Source organism: Saccharothrix ecbatanensis, from assembly GCF_014205015.1.
GTDB lineage: Bacteria > Actinomycetota > Actinomycetes > Mycobacteriales > Pseudonocardiaceae > Actinosynnema > Actinosynnema ecbatanense.
In genome coordinates this window covers 451,907-476,722 of sequence record NZ_JACHMO010000001.1, presented here as the reverse complement: position 1 = coordinate 476,722, position 24,816 = coordinate 451,907, and the positions used below count along the sequence as shown (strand labels likewise).

Below are 24,816 nucleotides of genomic sequence, written 5' to 3'. Positions count from 1 at the left end.
GAGCGGGCCGATAATCAGGCCGTGACCACGCCGCGTGACAACGACCGGACCGAAGCGCTGCCGACGGCGCCGCGCGACACCGTGCCGGGCGACATGGCCACGCGTGACACCGTGCCGGGCGACACGGCCCAGCGTGACACCGGGCCGCAGACGCTCAAGCCGACCAGGATCAGCGGCACGTGGGTCGCGGTGCTGGCCTCGATCGTGGTGCTGATCGTGCTGCTGGTGTTCATCCTGCAGAACCTCACCGGCGCCACGATCCACTTCATGGGCACGGCGGGCACGCTGCCACTGGGGGTGGCGCTGCTGTTCGCCGCGATCGCCGGTGCGATCTTGGTGGCCCTGGTCGGCGCAGCCCGGATCATGCAGCTGCGCCGCCAGGCCAAACGAGGGCTGCGCTAGACCGTCGTGCAGGTCACGCCGTTCAGCGAGAAGCGGGTGGGTGCGACGTTGCTGCCCTGCCAGCTCGCCTGGAATCCGAATTCCACCGAGCTTCCCGGCTGGATGGTGGCGTTCCAGCCCTCGTTGGTCACCGTCACGGCGGCGCCCGACTGCGACGCCTTGCCGTTCCAACTGTTGGTGATCTTCTGGTCGTTGGCGAACGACCAGCCGAGACTCCAGCCCCTGACGGGGAGGACGCCCCGGTTGGTGACCTTCACCGAACCGGTGAAGCCACCGCCCCACTGACTGGCGACCGCGTACTGCACCGAACAGTCGCGCGGTGGCGGCTGCTCCGTGACAGTCGTGGTGGTCGACCACGTGGTGGTCGTGGTTGTAGTGGTGGTCGTCGTGGTGCTGCTGGTCGTGGTGCTGCTCGTCGCGCCGCTCGGCTCGGCGACGAGGATGCCGCGCCCGTTGGTGCCCAGGTAGACCCGGCCGAACACGCGCGGGTCGCCGGTGATCGCCTCACCCATGTTCCCGTACTGGTGCGCGTCGTCGTTGATCCGCAGCCAGTGCTGGGCCGCCCCGTCGGTGGACCGGTAGACACCGGTCTTGCCGTCGATGGTCAGCACCGCGAAGAGCGTGGGGTACGTCCTGTCGCCCTCGGCCCGGCCGAAGCCGATGTTCACGCCCGAGGTCACCCCGGCGATCGCGGTCAGCGTCTTGCCGGAGTCCTTCGAGCGGAACAGCCCGCCGTCGCCGACCAGCCAGAGCTCGCCCGCGTGCCCCGGCACGGCGTGCAGCTTGCTCACGTCCGCGGTGCCGCCCGCGGTGAACGTCGCGCCGCCGTCCGTGCTGACGTAGACCGTGTCGTCCGCCAGCCCGTAGAACTTGTTCGGGTCGACCCGGTCGGACTCGACCACCGCGCCCGCCGGGATGCCGGTGGACGGCGTCCAGGTGTTGCCGAAGCCCACCGTGTGGTGGACCGCCGCGCCGGCCGGGCTCCACACGAACCGGCTGCCGTTCGCCGCCGCCGCGATCGTGCCGCCGCCCGTGACGCCGGCGGGGTCGGCGCCCGCGAACCAGTTCGCGCCTGCGTCGGTGGAGAACGCCACGTGCGCCGCGCCGTCGACGTTGCCCGAGCGGACCATCACGGACGGCGCCGCCGCGGCGAAGTCGAGGCTGGTGGTCGAGGTGAAGTTCGGCTGCTGGAACATCATCGCCGGCACCTTGGCGAGGTCCGTGTGCCGGAACCCGCCGATGTCACCCAGACCGCTGATCAGCGGCACGCCGGTCGGCGGGCTGATCAGGTCGAGCACCGCGGTCTCCTCCAGGCCCGCCGCGGTCGGCTTGAGCGTGATCTGGCCGCCGTCGTCCCACTTCAGCAGGTCCGTGGTGCCGTAGATCGTGGCGCCCGTGCCGTACATCATCCGGTTGGAGTCGAACGGGTCGATCTCCAGCGACTCGACCATCCAGCCCAGCTTCGGGCTGACCTCCGGCGGCGCCGGGTTCGCGCCCCAGCTCAGCCACGGGGACGACGTGATGTCCATCTTGTAGCGGAAGCTGCGGTTCGGGTAGCCGGCGAAGTCCCACGCCCGCGTCCACGTCGCGCCGCCGTCCGTGCTGCGGAAGATGACGATGTCCGGCCACCACGAGATCTGGGTGGTGACCATGAGCGTGTTCGGGTTCTGCCGGTCGATGGTCAGGCCGCTGTACCCGAAGTAGTTGTCGGCGCTGGACGACGGGATCGGGCTGATCTGCGTCCACGCCCCCGTGACGGTGTCGTACTTCCACACGTCACCCTTGCCGCCGTCGTACGGGCCGCCGGTGTCGCTGGTGGCCAGGTAGAGGAAGCCGCCCGCGGTGTCCAGCTCGCCCTGGTGGGCGATGTAGCCGGTCGGCTGGCCCGCCAGCCGGTTCCACGTCGCGCCCGCGTCCGTGCTGCGGTAGACGGTGTTCTCCTTGTCGGCGACCCCGACGTAGATCGTCTTGGTGGGGCTGCCCGGCGTCGACGACCGCGGGTCGTAGGTCACCCAGACCACGCCCTGGATGTCGTTCGAGTAGCCGTTGGGGTCGTTCGGGTCGGCGACGTAGTTGCCGGGGTTGGGGAAGCTCGCCACCTGCGACCAGTTCAGGCCGCTGTCGGTGCTGCGCCACAGGCCCTTGCCGCTCGGCGCGCCGAAGTACAGCACCCGCCCGTCGTTCGGGTCGACGGACAGCCGCTCGCCCATGCCGCGGCCCGGCATGTTGCCGCCGACCTTGAACGGCAGCGGGCTCTCCGTCCACGTCTTGCCGCGGTCCGAGGAGCTGAGGATCGCGCCGTTGTTCGGGTCCCAGCTGTTGGTGTACATGCCGACGGCCGCGTAGACCTTGTCGGCGTTCTTCGGGTCCGGCGCGATGCTCGCCACGCCGTTGTAGCCCCACTTGTCCCACCCGAACGAGTCCAGCAACGGGATCCAGCGGCCGGTGGACTGGTCCCACCGGTACGCGCCGCCGATGTCGGTGCGCGCGTAGATCAGGTCCTTCTCGGCCGGGCTGAACACGATGCCCGGCACGAACCCGCCGCCCGCGATCTCGACGTTGCGCCAGTTGTGCGGCAGCTCGACCACCGCGGCGGCGGCCGGCTGCGCGGCCGGGCTCGCCGCGTTGGACACCAGGAGGACACCCACTGCGGCCACGGCCGCGCTCATCAACGCCAGAAGCCGTCGTCTCATCGTCGCTGCGCTCCTTTGCGCGGGGAGGGAGGAGGCGGTGGGCGAGAGATGTCCGCCTCCCCCCTGGCTTGCGGGGCGTTCTGGGAGCGCTCCCAGAGCCGCAAGTGGGACCGTAGCCAGACCGGCGCGGCGGCGGCAAGGGTCCTCGCTACGCCATCCGAGTGAAGTGCGGGCTGTACTCGGCCGACGGGCGTCGAATCCGTCGAAGCGGCCGCGGCGAACCGTCGAAGCGATTCGAAAAAGCCGCGATCCGGACATGCCCGGATCGCGGCTTCATCGTCGAGTGCGACTCAGGCGCTCGAACGAGTGACCATCGAGGTCGGCAGGAGCAGGAACGGCGGCAGGTTCTCCTCGCCGGCCAGCTCCGCCATCAACCGCCACGTCATGGTGCGCCCCAGCTGTTCCACGTCCTGGCGGATCGTGGTCAGCGGCGGCACCGCGGTGGAGGCGATCATCAGGTCGTCGAACCCGACCACAGCGACGTCCTCGGGCACCTTCTTGCCGTGCGCGTGCAAGGTCTGCAACGCGCCCAGCGCCATGATGTCCGCGCCGACGAACACCGCGTCGAGGTCCGGGGCCCGCTTGAGCAGGTCGGCCATCGCCGCCGCGCCGCTCTCCGGCGTGTAGTCCGAGTACGCGACCAGGTCCGTGTCGAACCGGGCCTGGCTCAGCCCGCGCTTCCACCCGGACAACCGGTCCATGCCGACCGCCATGTCGCGCGGACCGGCGATGGTGCTGATCCGCTTGCGACCCAGTGAGACCAGGTAGCGAGCGGCCTCCATGGCGCCGTTGAAGTTGTCCGAGTCCACATAGGGCACGCCGCCCGCGCCGAGCGGCCTGCCGCAGACCACGGTCGGCAGGCCCGCGTCGGCCAGCGTGCGGGGCAGCGGGTCCTGACCGTGCAGGCTGATCACCAGCACGCCGTCCACGTGGCCGCCGCACAGGTAGTTCACCAGGTCCTGCTCGTCGCCCTCCTTGCTCATCATGAGGACGAGCTGGACCCGCTTGCCCGCCAGCTCGGCGTGCACACCGCGGAGCACACCGGCGAAGAACGGGTCGTTCAGCACCCGGCTGCCATGCTCGGACACGACCATGGCGATGCAGTTCGCCCGGCTGCCCGCGAGCGTCCGGGCCGCCTGGTTCGGGCTGTACCCGAGGCGGCCGATGGCCTGGTGGACGGCCTCACGGGCCCGCGAACTGACGTACGGTTCGCCGTTGATCACCCGGGACACGGTCGACTTGGACACACCGGCGGCACGAGCGACCTCCTCCAGCCGGGTGTTGGGTCGTCGTGCTTTGGGTGGGTCAACGGCATCCGTCACGGAGCGACCGTCGCTGCGAGAACGTTGCCACGGGCAACCTGCGAGTACCACATGGCGCTCATCTTAGGCGTCCGCACCTGGGTCTCGTAGTCGACATGCACGATCCCGAACCGCTTGGCGTATCCCTCGGCCCATTCGAAGTTGTCCATGAGCGACCACGCGAAGTAACCGCGGAGGTCTACACCAGCCTCGATAGCCGCATGCGCCGCCCGCAGGTGCGACTCGATGTAGCCGAGCCGATCCGCGTCGTCGATGGAGCCGTCGTCGTTGATCGAGTCCGGGTACGCGGCGCCGTTCTCGGTGACGTACAGCGGAATGCCCGGGTAGTCCTGGTGCACCCGCATGAGCACCTTGAACAGGCCGTCCGGCTGCACCTCCCAGTCCATGTCCGTGCGCGGCAGGCCGCGGCTCGGGAACGACACGTGCTCCGCGCCGACCCACGGCGACCCGGTCGCGCGACGACCGTTGGCCGGCGGAACCTCGGGCTCGGGCGTGCTGCTGACGAAGTGCTCGGCGTAGTAGTTGACGCCCAGCTGGTCCAACGGGGTGGAGATGATCTCCAGGTCGTTCTCGCGGATGTGCTTCGAGAAGCCGTACGGCTCCAGGTCCTCCACGATGTCGGCCGGGTACTCGCCCTTGAAGAGCGGGTCGAGGAAGATCCGGTTCTGGAGACCGTCGAGCCGGCGCACGGCGTCGAGGTCGGCCGGGTCCTCCGGGTCCGCCGGGATGATCGGGTACATGTTCAGCGTGATGCCGACCTTGGCCTCCGGCAGCTGCGACCGGATCGCCGCGGTGGCGAGGCCGTGCGCGAGCAGCAGGTGGTGCACGGCCGCGACGGCGGCTTCCGGCTCCTGGCGGCCGGGCGCGTGGACGCCTGCCGCGTAGCTCAGCAGCGACGAGCACCACGGCTCGTTGAGCGTGGTCCAGTTGGACACCCGGTCGCCGAGAGCGCCGACGACCGACTCGGCGTACTCGGCGAAGCGGAACGCGGTGTCCCGGTTCGCCCAGCCGCCCGCGTCCTCCAGCGTCTGCGGGAGGTCCCAGTGGTACAGCGTGAGCCACGGGGTGATGTTCTTCTCCAGCAGCGCGTCGACCAGCCGGGAGTAGAAGTCCAGGCCGGCCTGGTTGACCGGGCCCGCGTCCGGGCGCACCCGCGGCCACGCGGTGGAGAACCGGTAGGCGTGCAGGCCGAGGTCGGACATCAGCTGGACGTCCTCGTCCACGCGGTAGTAGTGGTCGGCGGCGGGGTCGCCCGTGTCACCACCCACGACCGCGCCCGGGAGTTGGCAGAACGTGTCCCAGATGGACGCGGTGCGACCGTCCGCGGTGGTCGCGCCTTCGATCTGGAACGCCGCAGTCGCGGCGCCCCACACGAATCCCTCGGGAAAGGAAATCGACTCCACAGCTACCCCTTCACAGCACCCTGCATGATCCCGGCGACGATCTGCCGACCGAGTACGAGGAAGACGATCAGAATCGGGACCGTGGCCATCGTGGTCCCGGCTAGCACGAGCGAGTTGTCGACGTAGTAGCCGCTCTGCAACTTCTCCAGGGCGACCTGCATCGTCGGGTTGTCCGCGTTGAGCACGATCAGCGGCCAGAGGAAGTCGTTCCACGACATCATGAACGTGAAGATGCCCAGCATGGCGGCGGCCGGCCGCACCGCGGGCAGGCAGACGTGCCAGAACGTGCGGATCATGCTGCACCCGTCCATGCGGGCCGCCTCGATCAGCTCGTCCGGGACTGCGTCCGCGATGTACTGGCGCATCCAGAACACGCCGAACGCGGTCACCAGGTTGGGGATGATGACCGCGCCGAGGGTGCCGGACCAGCCGAACTCGGCCATCGCCATGTAGAGCGGGATGATGCCGAGCTGCGTGGGCACCGCGAGCGTGGCGACCACGAACACCATCAGCGGTCCGCGACCCTTGAACCGGAGCTTGGCGAACGCGAAACCGGCCAGGGTGGAGAGGATCACCACGGACACGGTGACCGTGCCCGACACGATGACGCTGTTGCCCAGCGCCTTCCAGAACGGGATCGAGTCGAGCACCCGGCCCGCGTTGTGGAAGAAGTTGCCACCGGGCAGCAGGGGCATCTCGGCGGTGAACTTCGCGTCGTCGTGGCTGGCGACCAGGAACGACCAGTAGAACGGGAACGCCGAACCGAGGATGAACGCGATCAGGATGCCGTAGACGACGAAGCCCGGACGGCGCTCGGCGAGCGATCCGGCCTTGCCCTTGGACTTCCGCGCGCGCTTGACACCGGTCGATGCCTGGCGATCGGCGACGGTGGCCATCACGCCTCCCCACTGGTCGCGAGCTTGCGGGTGATCAGGTAGTTGATCCCCGCGATCGCGATGATGACGGCGAACAGGACCCAGGCCATCGCCGAGGCGTAGCCGAGGTCGAAGCTCCGGAAACCGGAGGAGTACATGTAGAGCACGACCGTCTGGTACTGGTTGGTCGCACCGCCGTTGACACCCGCGGAAGGCGAGAACAGCAGCGGCTCGGTGAAGATCTGGAGACCGCCGATGGTCGAGGTGACGACCACGAAGATCAGGGTGGGGCGCAGCATGGGCAGCGTGATGCTGAAGAACTGGCGCACCTTGCTCGCGCCGTCCACCCAGGCCGCTTCGTAGATGTCGCGCGGGATCGCCTGCATGGCGGCCAGCACGATCAGCGCGTTGTAGCCGGTCCAGCGCCAGTTGACCATGGACGCGATGGCGACGTGGCTCCACCAGCGCTCGGCCTGCCAGTCGATCCGGTCGAGGCCGATCATCTCGATCAGGTCGTTGATGATGCCGTACTGCACGCCGAACAGGTCGCCGAAGATGATCGTCAGGGCGACGAGGCTGGCCACGTAGGGCAGCAGCACGCCCATCCGCCAGCCGGTCCGCCCGCGCAGAGCCGTGTTGAGCAGCACCGCCAGCAGCACGCAGGTGATGATCTGCGGGATCGTCGACATCGCGAAGATGCTGAGCGTGTTGACCATCGCGTTCCAGAACTGCGAATCGGCCAACAGCTCGGCGTAGTTGTCGATCCCGACGAACGGCTGCTCGTCCCCGCCCAACTCCCAGTCGAACAGGGAGATGTAGGCGGTGTAGAGCAGCGGGAACAGGCCCACCACGGCGAACAGGATGAAGAACGGGGCGATGTACAGGTACGGCGAGAACTTCACGTCCAGGCGGGTCAGCTTGTAGCGCCAACTCTTGCCCGAACCGATGTCATCGTTGTCGTCGCGCCGCGGCGGGCGGGGCTCGGCGCCCCGCCCGCGCGTGACCGTGAGTTCGGTCGTCATTACTTGGCAGCCTTCTGGGCTCCCTCGACAACCGTCTTCCAGGCGTCCCCGACCGAGGTCCCCTGCTCAACGGCCAGGAGAGCCGGCGACACCACGTTGTCCTGGATCTCGCCGTCCTTCGGGCCCTTGTACTGGGCAGCCGAGACCTTGTTGGCCTGCTCGGAGAACAGCATGCCGACCTTCTCGCCGCCGAAGTACTCGTTGGTCTGGTTCAGCAGCTCGGGGGAGATCAGCGCCTCGGTCTGGCTCGGGAACGTGCCCTTGGCCTTGAACGCCTTGATCTGCTGCTCCGGCGCGGTCAGCCACGCGGCCAGCTTGGCGGCCTCGGCCTTGTTCTTGCCCTGCTTCGGGACGGTCAGGAACGAGCCGCCCCAGTTGCCGCCGCCGCCGGGGAACGCGGCCGTGACGGCCCACTTGCCCTTGTGCTCGGGGCCGGCGTTGCCCTCGATGACACCCAGCATCCAGGACGGGCAGGTCTTCGTGGCGAAGGCCGACTGCTTGAAGCCGGTCTCCCACTCGGGGCTCCACGCCGCGAGCTTGGCGGACTGCTTGCGGGCCACCGCGCCGGCGACCTGCTCGAAGATCTTCTTGTCGTCGTTGGTCTCGATCACGAGCTTGTCGTCGCGGTCGAAGTAGCCGACCTCGGCCTGGTTGTGCATCGGGTTGAAGATCTGCGCGGCGGAGTCGAACCACGCCTTGCCACCGCTGGCGGCGACGTACCTGTCACCGGCCTCGAAGTACGAGTCCCAGGTGGCGAACAGGGGCTTCACGCCCTCGGGGTCGGACGGCAGACCGGCGGCCTCGAAGAGGTCCTTGCGGTAGCACATGGCCAGCGGGCCGATGTCGGTGCCGTAACCGATGAGCTTGCCGTCCTTGGTGGTGACGGCGTCGGTCTTCCACTGGAGCCAGCGGTCCTCGCGGACGTCCTTCGGGCCGAGCTCCTTCAGGTCCTCGAACTGGCCGGACTTCGCCATGACCTGGCTCAGGAAGCCCTCTTCGACGGCCTCGATGTCGGCCAGGCCGGAGCCCGCGCCCAGCTTCGTGAACAGGTTCTGGTGGTGCGGCGACGCCTGGCCGGTCTTGCGCTCGGTGAGCTTGACGTTCGGGTTCGCGGCTTCGTACTCCTTGAAGAGTTCCTCGTAGCCGAACTGGTTGAAGGTCGCGATGGTCAGCTCGACCTTGCCGTCGGCGGACTTTCCGGACTCTCCCGAGCCACAGGCCGTGGCGGCTGCGGCAAGCACTGCGGTGCAGGCCAGGACTTTGGCCAAGCCTGCTCGACGGTAGCGCACGAGAACTCCTCGGTTGATCGGCGATGAACGTTCTGGGAGCGCTCCCAGGTTTTGGGGGAGTGTGGTTCGCGCCACGGAGTCGTGTCAAGCTCCCGTGTCCGCGCTGTTACCGACCTTGCGACATTTGCCCTGCTGGACCGATTCTGCTAGCCGTGTGTCCGATGGTCCGTTCAGGCACTGTTCGTAGACCGGTCGGACACGCTCGGTTAATCCACGGCGGAAAACATTCACGACTCATGCACCACGCCGCGCAGCCAGTGTCCACCTACTGGCGTCCGACGTGTCGCCGGGGTGTCGCTCCGAGTCGTCCGCACCCGCACCGCGAGTCGTCCCGCCGGGCACGCCGAGTCGTCCGGCCGGGTGGCGCGGATCGGCCGGCCGGGTAGCGGACACCGGCCGGCCGAGTCGTCGGGCGGCCACCATTGTCGGTGGCTCGTGATTCCCTATGTGCGAGGGGCCCTAATCTAGGGGGTACCCCTGTTTAGCGTCGCCGTTCTATTACGTTCGGGCCGCGGCCGGGATCAGCGGCCGTCTTCCAGATCGCCCTCGGTCTCCAGGTACGCGTTTCGCAGCGCTTCCAGCGTCTCGGCTTCCGGGTGCTCCCACATGCCCCGCTCGGCCGCCTCCAGCAACCGTTCCGAGATGCCGTGCAGGGCCCACGGGTTGGACTCGGCCAGGAACTTCCGGTTCTCCGGGTCCAGCACGTAGCTCGCGGCGAGCTGCTCGTACATCCAGTCGGCGACCACACCGGTGGTCGCGTCGTAGCCGAACAGGTAGTCGACCGTGGCGGCCAGTTCGAACGCGCCTTTGTACCCGTGCTTGCGCATTGCCGCCAACCACCGCGGGTTCACGACGCGGGCGCGGAAGATGCGATTCGTCTCTTCTTGCAGAGTCCTGGTGCGAACCGCGTCGGGGCGCGTGCTGTCGCCGACATAGGCGGCCGGCGCTTTACCGGTTAGCGCGCGGACCGTCGCGATCATTCCGCCGTGGTACTGGAAGTAATCGTCCGAATCGGCGATGTCGTGTTCACGGGTGTCGATGTTCTTGGCCGCGACGGCGATGCGCTTGTAGGCGCTCTCCATCGCCGGCCGGGCTTCCACTCCGTCGAGTTCGCGGCCGTACGCGTAGCCGCCCCACACCGCGTACACCTCGGCGAGGTCGGCGTCGTCCCGCCAGTTCCGGCTGTCGATGAGCGGGAGCAGACCGGCGCCGTATGCGCCCGGTTTGCTGCCGAAGACGCGCATTGTGGATCGCCGCGGATCGCGGTGCTCCGCCAGGTCGGCTTGGGCGTGCGCCCGGATGTAGTTGTCCTCGGCGGACTCGTCGAGGTTCGCCACCAGTCGCACCGCGTCGTCGATCAGCGCCACCACGTGCGGGAATGCGTCGCGGAAGAAGCCGCTGATGCGGACCGTCACGTCGATTCGCGGCCGGTTCAGCTCGGCGAGCGGGATGACCTCCAGGCCGGTGACCCGGCGGGACTGGTCGTCCCACGTCGGCCGGACGCCCATCAGGGCCAGCACCTCGGCGATGTCGTCACCGGCCGTGCGCATGGCGCTGGTGCCCCACACGGACAGGCCCACCGACGGCGGCCACTCCCCCGTTTCCGAGCGGTAACGGTCGAGTAGCGAGTCCGCCATGGCCTGGCCGGTCTCCCAGGCCAGCCGGGACGGCACCGCCTTGGGGTCGACGGAGTAGAAGTTGCGGCCCGTGGGCAGCACGTTCACCAGGCCGCGCAGCGGCGAGCCGCTGGGGCCGGCCGGGACGTAGCCGCCGTCGAGCGCGTGCAGCACGTTGGTCATCTCGTCCGTGGTGCGGGCCAGCCGGGGCACGACCTCCAGCGCGGCGAACTCCAGGATCCGGGCGACGTCCTCGTTACCAGTCAGCGATCGCGCCGCGTTGACATCCCAATTGGCGTCTTCCATCGCCTGGACGAGCGCGCGCGCCTCTTCCTCGACCCGGTCGGTGTTCGTGCGGGTGTGGTCGGCGGCGGTGGCGGACTCCGACAGGCCCAGCGCCTCTCGCAGGCCGGGCAGCGCGGCGACCTCGCCCGCCCACATCTGCTTCGCCTGGAGGATGGACAGCACGAGGTTGACCCTCGTCGCGCCGGTGGGCGCTTCGCCGAGGATGTGCAGGCCGTCCCGGATCTGGACGTCCTTCACCTCGCACAGCCAGCCGTCGACGTGCAGGATCAGCTCGTCGAACTCGGCGTCGTGCGGCCGGTCGTCCAGCCCCAGGTCGTGGTCGAGCTTGGCGGCCTGGATGAGGGTCCAGATCTGGGCCCGGATGGCGGGCAGCTTCGCCGGGTCCATCGCGGCGATGTTGCCGTGCTCGTCCAGCAGCTGTTCGAGCCGCGCGATGTCGCCGTAGCTGTCGGCGCGGGCCATCGGCGGCACGAGGTGGTCCACGAGGGTGGCGTGCGCCCGCCGTTTCGCCTGGGTGCCCTCGCCCGGGTCGTTCACCAGGAACGGGTAGATCAGCGGCAGGTCGCCCAGCGCGGCGTCCGGGCCGCAGCCCGCCGACATTCCCACCGTCTTGCCGGGCAGCCATTCGAGGTTGCCGTGCTTGCCGACGTGCACCACGGCGTCGGCGCCGAACTCGTCCTCCAGCCAGCGGTACGCGGCGAGGTAGTGGTGGCTGGGCGGCAGGTCCGGGTCGTGGTAGATCGCGATCGGGTTCTCGCCGAAGCCGCGCGGCGGCTGGACCATGACCACGACGTTGCCGGAGCGGAGGGCGGCGAGCACGATCTCGCCGTCCTTGTCCCGGGACCGGTCCACGAACAGCTCGCCGGGCGCCTCGCCCCAGTGCTGTTCCATCTCCTGCCTGGTGTCCTCCGGCAGGGTCGCGTACCACTGCCGGTAACGGGCGGCCGGCAGCCGGACCGGGTTGCCCGTGATCTGCTCCTCGGTGAGCCAGTCGGCGTCCTGCCCGCCGGCCGCGATGAGGGCGTGGATCAGCGCGTCGCCGTCCAGCGCGGCCACGCCGGGCAGCTCGTCACCGATGTCGTAGCCGTGGTCCTTCATCGCGGTGAGCAGCCGCACGACGCTCGCCGGGGTGTCCAGGCCGACCGCGTTGCCGATCCGGGAGTGCTTGGTCGGGTACGCCGAGAGCATCACCGCGATGCGGCGTTCGGCCGGTGGGATGTGGCGCAGCCTGCCGTGGCGGACGGCGATGCCCGCGACCCGCGCCGCGCGTTCCTCGTCGGCCACGTAGACGGTGAGGCCGTCCTCGTCGATCTCCTTGAACGAGAACGGCACGGTGATGATCCGGCCGTCGAACTCCGGGATCGCCACCTGCGTCGCGGTGTCCAAAGGGGACAGTCCGTCGTCGTTCTCGTCCCAGGAGGCGCGGCTGCTGGTGAGGCAGAGGCCCTGGAGGATCGGCACGTCGAGGGCAGCCAACGCGCCCACGTCCCACGCGTCGTCGTCACCACCGGCGGACGCGCCGGCGGGCTTGGTGCCGCCGGCGGCGAGCACGGTGACCACGAGGGCGTCCGCCTTGCCCAGCTCGGTCAGCAGGTCGGCGTCGGCCGCGCGCAGGGAGGCGCAGAAGATCGGCAGCGGCCGGCCGCCCTTGGCCTCGATCGCGTCGCACAGCGCGTGCACGAACGCGGTGTTCCCGGCGACGTGGTGGGCGCGGTAGTAGAGCACCGCGATCACCGGACCATCGCCGGTGGTGGCGCGCTCCAGCGGACCCCAGGTCGGGGTCGGCTCGGGCGGCGCGAAGCCCTGGCCGGTGAGCAGCACCGTGTCGGACAGGAAGTGGTGCAGCTGCGCGAGGTTCACCGCGCCGCCGTGGGCCAGGTACGCGTGGGCCTCGGCGCACACGCCGCCGGGCACGGTGGACAGCTCCATCAGCGGGGCGTCCGGGTGCTGCTCGCCGCCGAGCACGACAACCAGGAGCGGCCGGGCGAGGAGCCAGTCCAGCCCCTCCTCCCACATCCGGCGTCCGCCGAGGATGCGCACGACCACCAGGTCGACGCCCTCCACCAGCGCCGGGAGGTCGTCCACGGCGGTGCGGGCGGGGTTGGCCAGGCGGTAGTCGGCGCCGCTGGCGCGGGCGGACAGCAGGTCCGTGTCGGAGGTCGACAACAGCAGGATCACGTGCGGGCTCCATCCCTCGGGGGTCCTCGCCCCAAGTCGTAGGGGACGGCGGGCGGAGTTCCTGGCTCCCGGGGTTTCCCCCGGTCACAGTGGCGGGACCGCGCCGGATTCACACCGGCTTCCTCCTGTTGCTTCGCCGTTCGGACGCCACCCTAACGGGCGGTTAGCATCCAGCCCATGTCCACCGGCCGAGTTCGCCCAGACGCCTGCCCGGGAGCTGTCGACGTGCATCAGGCCGCCGACGGCGGGCTGGCGCGCGTGCGGGTGCCCGGCGGGACGTTGAGCGCGACCCGGTTCGACGCGCTCCGGACCGCCGCGCTGGAGCTCGGTGACGGCTCGCTTGAGCTGACCTCGCGGGCGAACGTGCAGATCAGGGCCTTGCCGCCGGGTGCGGAGCTGGAGTTGGGCGCTCGGCTGCGCGAGGTCGGCCTGCTGCCCTCCGTGACGCACGAGCGGATGCGCAACATCATCGCGGCCCCGCTGGAGGACAACCAGGGGCTGGTCGACGCGATCGACGCGGCGCTGTGCGCGGCGCCGGAGCTGGCGTCGTTGCCCGGTCGGTTCCTGGTCACGGTGGGTGGCGCGGTGAGCGGGCTGGCGGGTGACGTGGGGCTGGTCGGTGACGCGTTGTTCCTGGCAGGGCGCGATTCCGGGCTCCGCGTGACCGATCCGGTCGACGCCGTGGTGACCGCCGCACGGGTGTTCCAGGAGATCCGCGGCGACGCGTGGCGGCTGTCCGAAGTGGACGGCGGTGTGCGAAAGATCACGGAAGCGCTGGGCGGCACTCCCGGCCCGTCCCTGATCGATCCGGTTGTGACGCCGGTCGCACCGGGCGCGCACGGTCCCGTCGTCGTGGCGGGTGTGCCGTTGGGGCGGTTGGACGCACGGCTGCTGGGCGGTGTGCCGGTGCGGCTGACGCCGTGGCGGAGCCTGGTGGTGCCCGCTGGGAGCGATACCAACGGGTTGTTCACGTCACCGGACTCGCCGTGGCACGGCGTCAGCGCCTGCACCGGGCGGCCGGGGTGCGCGAAGTCGCTGGCCGACGTGCGGGCCGACGCGACGCGCTGGGTGGGCACGCCGCACACGGGTCAAGTGCACTGGTCCGGCTGCGCACGGCGGTGCGGACGACCGGCCGGCGACGTGGTGGAGTTCGTCGCGACCGGCGACGGCTACGAGGAGATCAGTTGACCGACTACGTCCGGGACGGCGCGGAGATCTACCGCCGTTCCTTCGCCACCATCCGCGCCGAGGCCGACCTGGCGCGGTTCCCGGCCGACGTGTCCCGGGTGGTGGTGCGCATGATCCACGCCTGCGGGATGGTCGACCTGGTGTCGGACGTCGACTACTCGCCGAACGTCGTGCGTGACGCCAGGGCGGCGTTGCTGGCGGGCGCGCCGATCCTGTGCGACGCGCAGATGGTCGCGGCGGGCGTGACGCGGCGCAGGCTGCCCGCCGACAACGAGGTCGTGTGCACGTTGAGCGATCCGCGGGTGCCGGGGTTGGCGGCGGAGATGGGCAACACGCGCAGTGCCGCCGCGTTGGAGCTGTGGCGGGACCGGCTGGACGGCGCGGTGGTCGCCATCGGCAACGCGCCGACCGCCCTGTTCCACCTGCTGGACATGATCGCGGCGGGCGCGCCTCGGCCGGCCGCCGTGCTCGGCGTCCCGGTGGGGTTCATCGGCGCGGCCGAGTCGAAGGACGCGTTGGCGGACAACGACCTCGGGTTGGAGTACCTCGTCGTGCGCGGGCGTCGGGGCGGCAGCGCCATGACCGCGGCGGCGATCAACGCGATCGCGAGTGAGGAAGAATGACGGGCAAGCTGTACGGGGTCGGGGTGGGTCCGGGCGACCCGGAGCTGGTGACCGTCAAGGCGGCACGGCTGATCGGCGAAGCGGACGTGGTGGTGTTCCACAGCGCGCGGCACGGTCGGAGCGTGGCCCGTCGCATCGCCGCGCCCTACCTGCGCGAGGGGCAGGTCGAGGAGCAGCTCGTCTACCCCGTCACGACCGAGGACTCCGACGACTACCAGGGCGAGATCGACGCGTTCTACGAGGAGTGCGCGGCGAGGTTGGCCGCGCATCTGGACGCCGGGCGCACGGTCGTGGTGCTGGCGGCGGGCGATCCGTTCTTCTACGGCTCGTACATGCACCTGCACAAGCGGTTGGCGCACCGGTACGAGGCCGAGGTGGTGCCGGGGGTGACGTCGGTGAGCGCCGGCGCGGCGGTGATCGGACGGCCGTTGGTCGAGCGGGACGAGGTGCTGACCGTGCTGCCGGGGACGTTGTCCGCGGACGCGTTGACGGAGCACCTGGCCGGTGGCGACCCGGTGGCGATCATGAAGCTGGGGCGGACGTTCCCGCAGGTGCGGGAGGCGTTGGCGCGGGCAGGGCGGTTGGACGAGGCCTGGTACGTGGAGCGGGCGACGACCGGGGCGCAGCGCACCGCGCCACTGTCCGAAGTGGACGCCGAGGACGTGCCGTACTTCTCGTTGGCGTTGCTGCCGAGCAGACCCGCGGCGCGTGCGGAGTCCCTGGGCGAGGTCGTCGTGGTCGGGCTGGGTCCGGCCGGGCCGGAGTGGCTGACGCCGGAGGCCCGACGGGCGTTGGCGGCGGCGGACGACCTGGTCGGGTACGTGACCTACCTGAACCGGGTGGCGGTGAACCCGCGGCAGCGGCGGCACGCGTCGGACAACAAGGTGGAGTCCGAGCGGGCGGCGTTCGCGTTGGACCTGGCCAAGCGCGGGCGGCGGGTCGCGGTGGTGTCGTCCGGTGACCCGGGCGTGTTCGCGATGGCGAGCGCGGTGCTGGAGGTGGCCACCGAGGAGCAGTTCGCGGACGTGCCGGTGAAGGTCCTGCCGGGGTTGACGGCGGCGCACGCGGTGGCCAGCCGGGTCGGCGCTCCGTTGGGGCACGACTACTGCGTGGTGTCGTTGTCGGACCGGCTCAAGCCGTGGAACGTGATCGAGGAGCGGCTGGAGGCGGCGGCCAAGGCCGACCTCGTGCTGGCGATCTACAACCCGGCGTCGCGCAGCCGGACGTGGCAGGTGGACAAGGCACGTGAAGTGCTGCTGCGGCACCGATCCCCCGACACGCCGGTGGTCGTCGGACGGGACGTCGGCGGGCCGGAGGAGTCCGTGCGGGTGGTGCGGCTGGCCGACCTGGACGCGTCCACTGTGGACATGCGGTGCCTGCTGCTGATCGGCTCGTCGCAGACCCTGGTCAGCTCGCGCGGCACGGTGTTCACCCCGCGCCGCTACCCCGGGTGAGCCAGTCGACCGCTTCCGCGACCGTCTCCACGATCGGCGCTCGCGGTGGCGGCGGTCGGCGCACGACGACCACCGGGATGCCGAGGTGACGGGCGGCGGTCAGCTTGGCCGCCGTCATCGGGCCGCCGCTGTCCTTGGTGACCAGGACCTCGATGCGGTGCTCGCGCATGAGGTCCACCTCGCCGTCCACTGTGTACGGTCCTCGGTCCAGGATCAGCTGGAGGTTCGGGTTCGGCGGGTCGGGCGGATCGACGGTCCGCGCCACGCCGCTAGTGAACCCGGCCAGCTCCTGGCGTCCGGTGGTGATGAACGCCCGGCGGCCGGCGACGAGCGCGGCGGCCTCGGCGACGCTGTCCACGTACTGCCAGTCGTCCTCGGGCGGCCAGCCGGGGCGGCGCAGGACGAGGAACGGCGTGCCGGTCGCGGTGGTGGCGGCCAGGGCGTTCGCGGTGATGCGGTCGGCGAACGGGTGCGTGGCGTCCACGACGGCGTCGACGTGTTCGGCTTCGAGGTAGGCGATCAGCCCTTCGACACCGCCGAAGCCGCCGATGCGGACCTCGCCTTCCGGCAGCTTCGGGTCGGCCACCCGACCGGCCAGGGACGAGATCGCCCTCACGTCGGTGAGCGCGGCGGCGAGCGCACGGGCCTCCCCGGTGCCACCCAGTATCAGCACGGTTTTCACGGCTGTTGCATCCTGACGCCGTGAGCACGAACCTGCGCTTCGGCTGGACCACCGGCGCCTGCGCCACCGCCGCCACCACGGCGGCGTACACGGCGCTGCTCACCGGCGAGTTCCCCGACCCGGTGCGGATCGTGCTGCCGAAGGGCCAGACGCCGTCGTTCGCGCTGGCCCGCGAGTCGCTCGCCCCGGACGAGTCGGGCGCCGAACGGGCGTTCGCCGCGATCGTGAAGGACGCGGGCGACGACCCGGACGTCACGCACCTCGCGCTGGTCGGCTCCACGGTCCGGCGCGGCGCGCCAGGCAGCGGGGTGGTGTTCGAGGCCGGTCCCGGGGTCGGCACGGTGACCAAGCCCGGCCTGCCGCTGCCGGTCGGCGAGCCCGCGATCAACCCCGTGCCGCGGCAGATGATGCGTGAGCACATCGCGCGGGTGGCGGCTGAGCACGGCGGCAGCGGTGACGTCGTCGTGTCCATCTCGGTCGAGCACGGCGAGGAGTTGGCGCGCAAGACGTGGAACCCGCGGTTGGGCATCCTGGGCGGGCTGTCGATCCTGGGCACGACGGGGATCGTGGTGCCGTACTCGTGCTCGGCGTGGATCGACAGCATCCGGCGCGGGATCGACGTGGCGCGGGCGCAGGGGTACCGGCACGTGGCCGGGTGCACCGGCAGCACGTCGGAGAAGGTCGCGGCGGAGGTGCACGGACTGCCCGAGGACGCGTTGCTGGACATGGGCGACTTCGCCGGGGCCGTGCTGAAGTACCTGCGCCGCCACCCCGTGCCCCGGCTGACGATCGCGGGCGGGATCGGGAAGCTGTCCAAGCTGGCCGACGGTCACCTGGACCTGCACTCCGGCCGTTCGCAGGTCAACCTGGACTTCCTCGCCTCGCTGGTGGACGACCCGGCGTTGGCCAAGGCCGTGACCGAGGCGAACACCGCGCTCGGCGCGTTGCAGGTGTGCCAGGCCGCCGGCGTGCCGCTGGGCGACCTGGTGGCGGAACGCGCCAAGGCCACGGCGGACGACGTGCTGCGCGGCGAACCGATCACCGTGGACATCATCGTGATCGACCGCGCCGGCTCCATCGTCGGCCGTGCTTGATCCTGACTCACTCACGACCGGCAGCGGGCGGTCGAGTAGAGGTGGCTGTCCGGGAAGCCCTCGGCCGCCAGGACCTCGCCCACCACGATGATCGCGGTCCGCTTCACGCCCGCCGCCCGCACCTGGTCGGCGATGTCCGCGAGCGTCCCGCGCAGCACCAACTCGTCGTCACGGCTGGCCCGCGCGACCACCGCGACCGGGCACTCGGAGCCGTAGTTCGGCAGCAGGTCCGCCACCACCTCCTCGATCCGCTGCACGGCCAGGTGCAGCACGAGTGTGGCCCCGGACGCGCCGAGAGTCGCCAGGTCCTCCCCCGGCGGCATGGGCGTGGCGCGGGCCGACGTGCGGGTCAGGATCACGGTCTGCCCGACGCCCGGCACGGTCAGCTCGCGGTTCAGCGACGCGGCGGCGGCGGCGAAGGCGGGCACCCCCGGCGTCACGTCGTACGGGATGCCCAGCGCGTCCAGGCGGCGCATCTGCTCGGCCATCGCGCTGAACACCGACGGGTCGCCCGAGTGCAGCCGCGCCACCTGCTGCCCGGCGGCGTGCGCGGCGGCGAGTTCGGTGATGATCCGGTCCAGGTCCAGGTTCGCCGTGTCCACCAGACGGACGTCCGGCGGGCAGTGCTCGAGGACTTCCACCGGCACCAACGCGCCCGCGTACAGGCACACCGGTGACTCGGCGATGAGCCGCGCCGCCCGCAGGGTGAGCAGGTCGGCCGCGCCCGGCCCGGCGCCGATGAAGTGGACGGTCACACGTTCTCCTTAATCACGGCCCAGATGGTCACGGGCATCTGCGGACGCCAGCCGGTGAAGCCGCCGATCGCGGTCGCCCGGCTGACCTCGATCCTGGTCAGGTCACCGCCGAGCCGGGCGTGCCACCGCGTCAGCACGGCCTCCGACTCCAGCGTGACCGCGTTGGCCACGAGCCGCCCGCCGGGTTTCAAGGCGTCCCAGCAGCGCTCGACCACACCTTCGGCGGTGAGCCCGCCACCTATGAACACCGCGTCGGGCGCTTCAAGGTCCAACACTTCAAGATCCAACACCCCGGGCGAGGCTCCGACCACGACCGAGATGCCCGGCACACCCAACGTCGTCGCGTTGCGGGTGATGCGCGCGGCACGCTCCGGATGCTGCTCGACCGCGATGGCCCGGCAGCTCGGATGCGTCCGGCACCACTCGACCGCGATGCTCCCCGCACCCGCGCCGACGTCCCACAGCAGCTCACCGGGACGGGGCGCGAGCAGCGACAACGTCACCGCCCGCACCTCCCGCTTGGTCAACTGCCCGTCGTGCTCGTACAGGTCGTCCGGCCTCCCTGGCGTCAGCGAAGCACCGTCCGCGCCGCACTCGACCGCCAGCACGTGCAGCGGGTCGGCGTCGTCCAGCGAGTGGTGCACCCGCTCCCCAGGCCCGCCCAACTGCTCCAGCACGGTCAGCCGGGCGTCCGGCGCGAGAGCCGCCACTTCACGCGGGTTGCCGCCCAGCACCAGCACACGCCGTCCGGGGTGCAGGTGCGGAACGAGCAGCGCGGCGGGCTTCCCGACCAGGCTGACCACGTCCACGTCGTCCAACGCCCAGCCCAGCCGGGCACACGCGAGCGACACCGACGACGGGTGCGGCACGACGCGGACCCGCGAGGCGCCCAGCAGCCGGACCAGGGTCGTGCCGATGCCGTGGAACATCGGATCACCGCTGGCCAGCACTCCCACCCGCCGGCCCTCGTACCGCTCCAGCAGTCCGGGCAACGCCGGTACCAGCGGTGACGGCCACGGCACGCGTTCGAACGCACCAGGGACCAAGTCCAGTTGCCGTGCGCTGCCCATCAACACTTCGCACGACGCGATCTCGTGACGTGACGCGTGCGGCAGGCCTTCCCAGCCATCGGCCCCGATCCCGATCACGGTGACCACCACGGCTCAGACCGTCCCCAGCACGCGGGTGATCGCGATCTCGATCACCACGCGCTCCGGGTTGACGCGGGGCTGGCGGTAGCGGGCGGCGTAACGGCGCACGGCGTCCTCCACGGCCTCCGGCTCCTGCCGCACCACGGCCACACCCTCCAACGTCGACCACCGGCGTCCGTCCACTTGGCACACGGCGGCGGGAGCGGCGCCGGCGGCGAGGATCTGGCGGACCTTGTGCGAGCCGCGCGAGCTGATCACCCGGGCGGTGGCGGTGTCGACGTCCAGCGTGACGCCCACCGGCACGACGTGCGGCGTGCCGTCCGGCCGGATCGTGGTCAGCGTGCACAGGTGGCGCTCGGTCCAGAACGCGCGGAAGTCCTCGCCCTTGGTCGACAACATGCGTGCATCATGCGGCACGCGCGGGCTAGGGTGGAAAACGTGACGCGCCGATTTAGCCGCCCCCGGCCGGGAGACCCGGTCGCTGGGGCCTGCGGCGTGCGCTAGTTCACGCGGTCCCGGTGGCGGACCGGCTCGGGGGACTCCTCAGCCGACGTCCACCACCGTTCGAAGGGACCAACCCGCGATGCCTCGTGACCTCAGCGACCCCACCTACGGGCCGCACGCCATGCAACTCCTGGTCGACCGGATCACCGCCGCCCTGCCGGGTGAGCCGCGCGTGCTGCGCGACCGCCCCGAAGTGTCGATCGACGACAACTACACCGCGCTGGGCTACCCGCCCGACGCCATCACCAGAGACGCCCGCTACACGCGCTACACCAGCGAAAACCGGATGCTGCGCAGTCACACGACCGCGATGGTGCCGCCCGCGCTCCGACTGCTCGGCGCCGACGACGGCTGGGAGGACGTCACGCTGGCGTGCGTCGGCATGGTGTACCGCCGTGACGCCGTCGACCGGGTGCACTCGGGCACGCCGCACCAGCTCGACGTGTGGCGGATCTCCCACCACCGGGCCGACCTGGACGAGTTGATCGACACCGTGATCACCGCCGCAGTGCCCGGCCTGCGCTACCGCACCACCCCCGCCACTCACCCGTACACGTCGGCCGGCCGTCAGGTGGACGTGCTGGTGGACGGCGAGTGGCTGGAGGTCGCCGAGTGCGGTCTCGCCGCCCGGCACGTGCTGCGCCGGGCATGGCTGCCGGACGACGTGCACGGCCTAGCCCTGGGCGTTGGCCTGGACCGACTCCTGATGCTGCGCAAGGGCATCCCGGACATCCGCCTGCTGTCCTCCGACGACCCGCGCGTGTCCGCCCAGATGCTCGACCTGACGCCGTACCGGCCGGTGTCCAAGCACCCGCCGATCACCCGGGACATCTCGGTGGCGGTCAATCCGGACGCCGACGCCGAGACGATCGGTGACGTCGTGCGGGCCGTGATCGGCGACCTGGTGGAGGAGGTCGTGGTGGTGAGCGAGACACCGGTGCGCGACCTGCCGGCGGCGGCCGTGGGGCGGCTCGGCGCGCGGCCGGAGCAGAAGAACGTGCTGCTTCGCCTGGTCCTCCGCGACCTGACCCGGACGCTCACGGACGACGAGGCCAACGCCGCCCGTGACGCCGCCTACGCGGCCGTGCACGAAGGCGATCAGCCCCTGGTCTCGTTGAGGTAGTTGTAGATCGTGAACCTGGTCACGCCGAGCACGCCCGCCAGGTAGTCGACGGAATCCCGGACGCGGAACAGGCCGGCGTCGTCCAGGAGCCGCACCACGCGGGTCTTGTGGGACTTCTTCATCAGTTCCACCGGCACTCCTACGGATGTCACGGCGCGTTCGACCAGGAGACGTCGGAGGCCGTTGACGTCACCGGGCAGGGTTTCGGAGACCTCGGACGTCACCGGTCGGACGTCCGGGGTCTTGTCCCGCAACGCGGCGGCGAAGCGGGCGACGGTCTCCGGCGTGGTGGAGGCGTGCGGTGACAGGCGGACGTGTTCGGGCCGCACGGTCGCCGTCACGCCCGCCTCCGCCAGCGACGCGCCGATCGCCGACGGCTGACGGTCCGGCAGGGTGAACGCCAGGATGCCCGCGCGGCGATCCACCGCCGAGACCACCTCACCGCCCGCCGCGTGGACGACGTCGGCCAACTCGTCCAGTCGTGCGCCGATCCGGGCGTTGATGTTCCCCACCCCGGCCAGTTCGACCAGCTCCAACGCCGCCGCCAACGCGCCCGACGCGATCGGGCTCAGGTTGGTGATCGACCAGCCCACCGCGCCCTCCGCCACCGCGTGCACGGCATCGTCGAACAGGCCGCGGTCGACTGCGCCGGTCCAGCCCGACAGCACCGGGTCCAGCCGGTCCAGCGCCCGGTCCGACAGGGTCATGAACCCGGTCGACCAGCCCGCCCGCAGCCACTTCTGGCCGCCGACCACGAGCACGTCGGCCGCCTCCCACGGCTCGTCCACCACCCCGAAGCCCTGGATGCCGTCCACGATCAGCAGCCGGTCGCCGACCACCTCGCGCAACGCCGCCAGGTCCGCCCGGTACCCGGTGCGGAAGTCCACCGCGCTCACCGTGAGCGCGACCGTGTCAGGCGTCAACGCCGCGCGCACCACGTCGGCCGTCACCGGACCGGGCGGCAGCCACGACACGTCGACACCCGGCGACCGCGCCCACGGGTAGGTGTTCGCCGGGAACTCCCCCGCCGACACCAGCACCTCACCGCTCAGACCCAGCGCGACCTGGAACAAGCCGGTGCTGGTGTTCGGCAGCAACGTCACGTGATCGGCGCTCGTCCGGCACAGCCGCGCGACCGCCGCCTTGGCCCGCGCCTCCTGCCGCATCAGGTCGTCCACCGTCGCCGGACCGGCCGCCGCCGACGCCTCCAACAGCCGGGTCGAAATGTCCACCACCGCGAACGACGGCGGCCCGAACCGGGCGAAGTCCAGGTAGCCGCCCGGCTCGTGGAACTGGATCAGGTACGACGCCGGAACGCGCATGCGGAGCCTCCATGTTCACCCGAAAAGTTACAACGCGGCGTTGATGACGTCCACACGCCGTTGAAGGGAATTGCGTGGGTGTGGAAATCGTTGCGCCGGGTACAAGGGGGCAACCCCATGTCCACAGCAAGGAGGACCTATGGCCACCGTGGAGCTGACTGCGGAGAACTTCGACGAGGTTGTCGGCGGCTCCGAGATGGTCCTGGTCGACTTCTGGGCGAGCTGGTGCGGACCATGCGTCCAGTTCGCGCCGACCTATGAGAAGTCCGCCCAGAAGCACACCGACATCGTGTTCGGCAAGGTCGACACCGAGGCGGAGCAGCAGCTGGCCGCCGCGTTCCAGATCCGCTCGATCCCGACCCTGATGATCGTGCGCGACGGCGTCGTCCTCTACGCCCAGCCCGGGGCACTGCCGGAAGCCGCGTTGGAGGACCTGATCGAGCAGGCCCGCAAGGTGGACATGGAAGACGTGCGCAAGCAGGTCGCCGAACAGGCCTCCGAGCAGCAGGCCTGACCGGACTTCCTCGGTCCATCACAGACGTATCGCGGGGCGGGGCCACCAGGTCCCGCCCCGCGGGCTTTCCCGCCTCCCTCTCACCCCGCCACTCGAACACCGTGCGTACACCCCCGCGTTTTCGGGTAGTCGGTGGGCGAAGTGGAGAGAGGAGACGGCCATGAGTCACGTCGCCACCACCCACACCGACGACGGCGTCACCAGCCGCGTCAGCGAGCGCGTCACCGCGCGGGAACCGTCCACCGCCGAACTGGTGAGCCGGCTCTCGGAGCAGATGACGCGGCTGGCCCGGGACGAGATCCGGTTGGCGGTGGCCGAGATGCGCACGAAGGGCAAGCGCGTCGGCGCCGGCGCCGGGTTGCTCGGCGGCGCGGGCGTGCTGGCCTGGTTCGGCCTGATGACGGTGATCGCGGGCGTGGTGCTGCTGCTGGCGACCGTCATGCCGGCGTGGATCGCGGCGTTCATCGTCGCGGTGGCCGTGTTCGTCATCGCGGGCGTGCTCGCGCTGATCGGCCGCAAGCAGATCGACCGCGGCACCCCGGCGGTGCCGGAAGAGGCCATCGCGGGCGTCAAGCAGGACATCGCCACCGTGAGCGAGAGGGCACACCGATGAGCGGCAAGGACCTCCCCAACGACCCGGACGCGTTGCGCGCCGATGTCGAACGGACCCGACGCGACCTGGGTGACACCGTCGAAGCGCTGGTGCACAAGGCAGATGTGCCCGGACGCGTCAAGGAGAAGACGCACGAGGGAGTGGAACAGGTGAAGGAGACCGCTACCAGGGCCAATGCGGCCGTGTCGGCCGCGGCGGGCAAGACGACCGCCGCCGTCAGCCACGCCGCGGAGGAGGTGGGCCACAAGGCCGCGCACGCGGTCGAGTCGCTGCCGCCTCCCGTGCAGCAGCGGGTCGAACAGGGCGTGCAGCAGGTCCGGCGGCACCCCGGCGCGGTCGCGGCGGTCGCGGCGGCGGTCCTGATGCTGCTGTGGCGGATGATGCGGCGGGGGCGGACGGTATGAACAAGCTGCTCTACCGGCCGCTCGGAATGCTGTTCGGCGTGCTCGGCGGTCTCGCCGCCAGCGCGTTGTTCGGGCAGGTGTGGAAGCTGATCACCGGCACCAAGGAGGCGCCGTCCGCGACCCAGAAGGACCGCGGCTGGGGCGAGGTGCTGCTGGCGGCGACCGTCCAGGGCGCGATCTTCGGCGTGGTCAAGGCCGCGATCGACCGTGGCGGCGCCACCGGCTACGACCGGCTCACCGGCAAGTGGCCGGGTGACACCGACAAGTACGACGGCGACTGACG

General features: G+C 70.7%; 22 protein-coding genes and 1 riboswitch. Of the genes, 10 read left to right on the top strand and 12 right to left on the bottom strand.

Annotated elements, in window-relative coordinates; translation table 11 throughout:
• The first annotated feature begins 21 nt into the window (after positions 1-21).
• Entirely contained in the window at positions 22-402 is a 381-nt protein-coding gene (locus F4560_RS02165) for a LapA family protein (RefSeq protein ID WP_312868176.1), read from the top strand.
• Here F4560_RS02165 and F4560_RS02160 read toward each other — a convergent pair.
• The 7 genes from F4560_RS02160 to cobN all read right to left on the bottom strand — a co-directional run bounded on the left by F4560_RS02160 (position 399) and on the right by cobN (position 13,106).
• Positions 399-3,095 (bottom strand): cellulose binding domain-containing protein, encoded by a 2,697-nt coding sequence (locus tag F4560_RS02160; RefSeq protein WP_184915476.1) that lies wholly within the window; start codon positions 3,093-3,095, stop codon positions 399-401. The two genes, F4560_RS02165 and F4560_RS02160, sit on opposite strands and share 4 nt — an antisense overlap.
• A gap of 290 nt (positions 3,096-3,385) precedes the next feature.
• Positions 3,386-4,417, bottom strand: coding sequence for a LacI family DNA-binding transcriptional regulator (locus tag F4560_RS02155; RefSeq protein ID WP_184915473.1), 1,032 nt, complete (start codon positions 4,415-4,417; stop codon positions 3,386-3,388).
• Positions 4,414-5,820: a GH1 family beta-glucosidase gene (locus tag F4560_RS02150; RefSeq protein ID WP_312868173.1), complete on the bottom strand. Its 1,407-nt coding sequence runs from the start codon at positions 5,818-5,820 to the stop codon at positions 4,414-4,416. Before F4560_RS02150 ends, F4560_RS02155 begins: the two co-directional genes overlap by 4 nt.
• Before the next feature lie 2 nt (positions 5,821-5,822).
• Positions 5,823-6,716 (bottom strand): carbohydrate ABC transporter permease, encoded by an 894-nt coding sequence (locus F4560_RS02145; protein ID WP_184915470.1) that lies wholly within the window; start codon positions 6,714-6,716, stop codon positions 5,823-5,825.
• Complete coding sequence (locus F4560_RS02140; RefSeq protein WP_184915467.1) at positions 6,716-7,717, bottom strand: carbohydrate ABC transporter permease; 1,002 nt, start codon at positions 7,715-7,717, stop codon at positions 6,716-6,718. The genes F4560_RS02145 and F4560_RS02140 overlap by 1 nt, the downstream gene beginning before the upstream one ends.
• Positions 7,717-9,006 (bottom strand): ABC transporter substrate-binding protein, encoded by a 1,290-nt coding sequence (locus F4560_RS02135; RefSeq protein WP_184915465.1) that lies wholly within the window; start codon positions 9,004-9,006, stop codon positions 7,717-7,719. Before F4560_RS02135 ends, F4560_RS02140 begins: the two co-directional genes overlap by 1 nt.
• 521 nt (positions 9,007-9,527) lie before the next feature.
• Positions 9,528-13,106, bottom strand: a complete 3,579-nt coding sequence (cobN, locus tag F4560_RS02130) for a cobaltochelatase subunit CobN (RefSeq protein ID WP_184915463.1) — start codon at positions 13,104-13,106, stop codon at positions 9,528-9,530.
• A 34-nt stretch (positions 13,107-13,140) separates the two neighbouring features.
• Positions 13,141-13,276: riboswitch (cobalamin riboswitch) on the bottom strand.
• Positions 13,277-13,283: 7 nt separating this feature from the next.
• Here cobN and F4560_RS02125 point away from each other — a divergent pair.
• Genes F4560_RS02125 through F4560_RS02115 form a run of 3 tightly spaced genes read left to right on the top strand, consistent with a single transcriptional unit; the run spans position 13,284 to position 16,371 of the window.
• Entirely contained in the window at positions 13,284-14,294 is a 1,011-nt protein-coding gene (locus tag F4560_RS02125; protein WP_184915461.1) for a ferredoxin-like domain-containing protein, read from the top strand.
• Positions 14,291-14,917 carry a precorrin-8X methylmutase gene (locus F4560_RS02120; RefSeq protein WP_184915459.1) on the top strand — a complete coding sequence of 209 codons (627 nt, stop codon included), beginning with the start codon at positions 14,291-14,293 and terminating at the stop codon, positions 14,915-14,917. Before F4560_RS02125 ends, F4560_RS02120 begins: the two co-directional genes overlap by 4 nt.
• Entirely contained in the window at positions 14,914-16,371 is a 1,458-nt protein-coding gene (locus F4560_RS02115; RefSeq protein WP_184915457.1) for a precorrin-2 C(20)-methyltransferase, read from the top strand. Before F4560_RS02120 ends, F4560_RS02115 begins: the two co-directional genes overlap by 4 nt.
• Here F4560_RS02115 and F4560_RS02110 read toward each other — a convergent pair.
• Complete coding sequence (locus tag F4560_RS02110) at positions 16,346-17,053, bottom strand: cobalt-precorrin-6A reductase (RefSeq protein ID WP_184915455.1); 708 nt, start codon at positions 17,051-17,053, stop codon at positions 16,346-16,348. The genes F4560_RS02115 and F4560_RS02110 overlap by 26 nt on opposite strands.
• 20 nt (positions 17,054-17,073) lie before the next feature.
• On the opposite strand from F4560_RS02110, the gene F4560_RS02105 reads away from it, so the two are divergent.
• A complete protein-coding gene (locus tag F4560_RS02105) occupies positions 17,074-18,147 on the top strand; it encodes a cobalt-precorrin-5B (C(1))-methyltransferase (RefSeq protein WP_184915454.1) in 1,074 nt (357 codons plus the stop codon).
• An 11-nt stretch (positions 18,148-18,158) separates the two neighbouring features.
• Here F4560_RS02105 and cobM read toward each other — a convergent pair whose 3' ends face one another.
• From cobM to F4560_RS02090, 3 genes are read right to left on the bottom strand one after another with little or no spacing between them, the layout of a single operon-like run.
• Entirely contained in the window at positions 18,159-18,902 is a 744-nt protein-coding gene (gene cobM, locus F4560_RS02100; RefSeq protein ID WP_184915451.1) for a precorrin-4 C(11)-methyltransferase, read from the bottom strand.
• Positions 18,899-20,059, bottom strand: coding sequence for a precorrin-6y C5,15-methyltransferase (decarboxylating) subunit CbiE (cbiE, locus tag F4560_RS02095; RefSeq protein WP_184928837.1), 1,161 nt, complete (start codon positions 20,057-20,059; stop codon positions 18,899-18,901). Before cbiE ends, cobM begins: the two co-directional genes overlap by 4 nt.
• A gap of 6 nt (positions 20,060-20,065) precedes the next feature.
• Positions 20,066-20,452 (bottom strand): pyridoxamine 5'-phosphate oxidase family protein, encoded by a 387-nt coding sequence (locus F4560_RS02090; protein ID WP_184915448.1) that lies wholly within the window; start codon positions 20,450-20,452, stop codon positions 20,066-20,068.
• 184 nt (positions 20,453-20,636) lie between these two features.
• Here F4560_RS02090 and srmL point away from each other — a divergent pair, with 184 nt between their 5' ends.
• Complete coding sequence (gene srmL, locus F4560_RS02085) at positions 20,637-21,680, top strand: PheS-related mystery ligase SrmL (RefSeq protein WP_184915445.1); 1,044 nt, start codon at positions 20,637-20,639, stop codon at positions 21,678-21,680.
• Here the strand turns inward: srmL and F4560_RS02080 are convergent.
• Positions 21,656-23,002, bottom strand: coding sequence for an aminotransferase class V-fold PLP-dependent enzyme (locus tag F4560_RS02080; protein ID WP_184915442.1), 1,347 nt, complete (start codon positions 23,000-23,002; stop codon positions 21,656-21,658). The genes srmL and F4560_RS02080 overlap by 25 nt on opposite strands.
• Before the next feature lie 139 nt (positions 23,003-23,141).
• Here F4560_RS02080 and trxA point away from each other — a divergent pair, with 139 nt between their 5' ends.
• The 4 genes from trxA (at position 23,142) to F4560_RS02060 (ending at position 24,814) form a co-directional block, all read left to right on the top strand.
• Positions 23,142-23,516, top strand: a complete 375-nt coding sequence (gene trxA / locus F4560_RS02075; RefSeq protein WP_184915439.1) for a thioredoxin — start codon at positions 23,142-23,144, stop codon at positions 23,514-23,516.
• 160 nt (positions 23,517-23,676) lie between these two features.
• The gene (locus F4560_RS02070) at positions 23,677-24,129 is read left to right on the top strand and encodes a phage holin family protein (RefSeq protein ID WP_184915436.1); all 453 of its coding nucleotides are present in this window, start codon (positions 23,677-23,679) and stop codon (positions 24,127-24,129) included.
• Positions 24,126-24,533: a DUF3618 domain-containing protein gene (locus F4560_RS02065; protein ID WP_184915433.1), complete on the top strand. Its 408-nt coding sequence runs from the start codon at positions 24,126-24,128 to the stop codon at positions 24,531-24,533. The genes F4560_RS02070 and F4560_RS02065 overlap by 4 nt, the downstream gene beginning before the upstream one ends.
• The gene (locus F4560_RS02060) at positions 24,530-24,814 is read left to right on the top strand and encodes a DUF4235 domain-containing protein (RefSeq protein ID WP_184915430.1); all 285 of its coding nucleotides are present in this window, start codon (positions 24,530-24,532) and stop codon (positions 24,812-24,814) included. The genes F4560_RS02065 and F4560_RS02060 overlap by 4 nt, the downstream gene beginning before the upstream one ends.
• Positions 24,815-24,816: the final 2 nt, after the last annotated feature.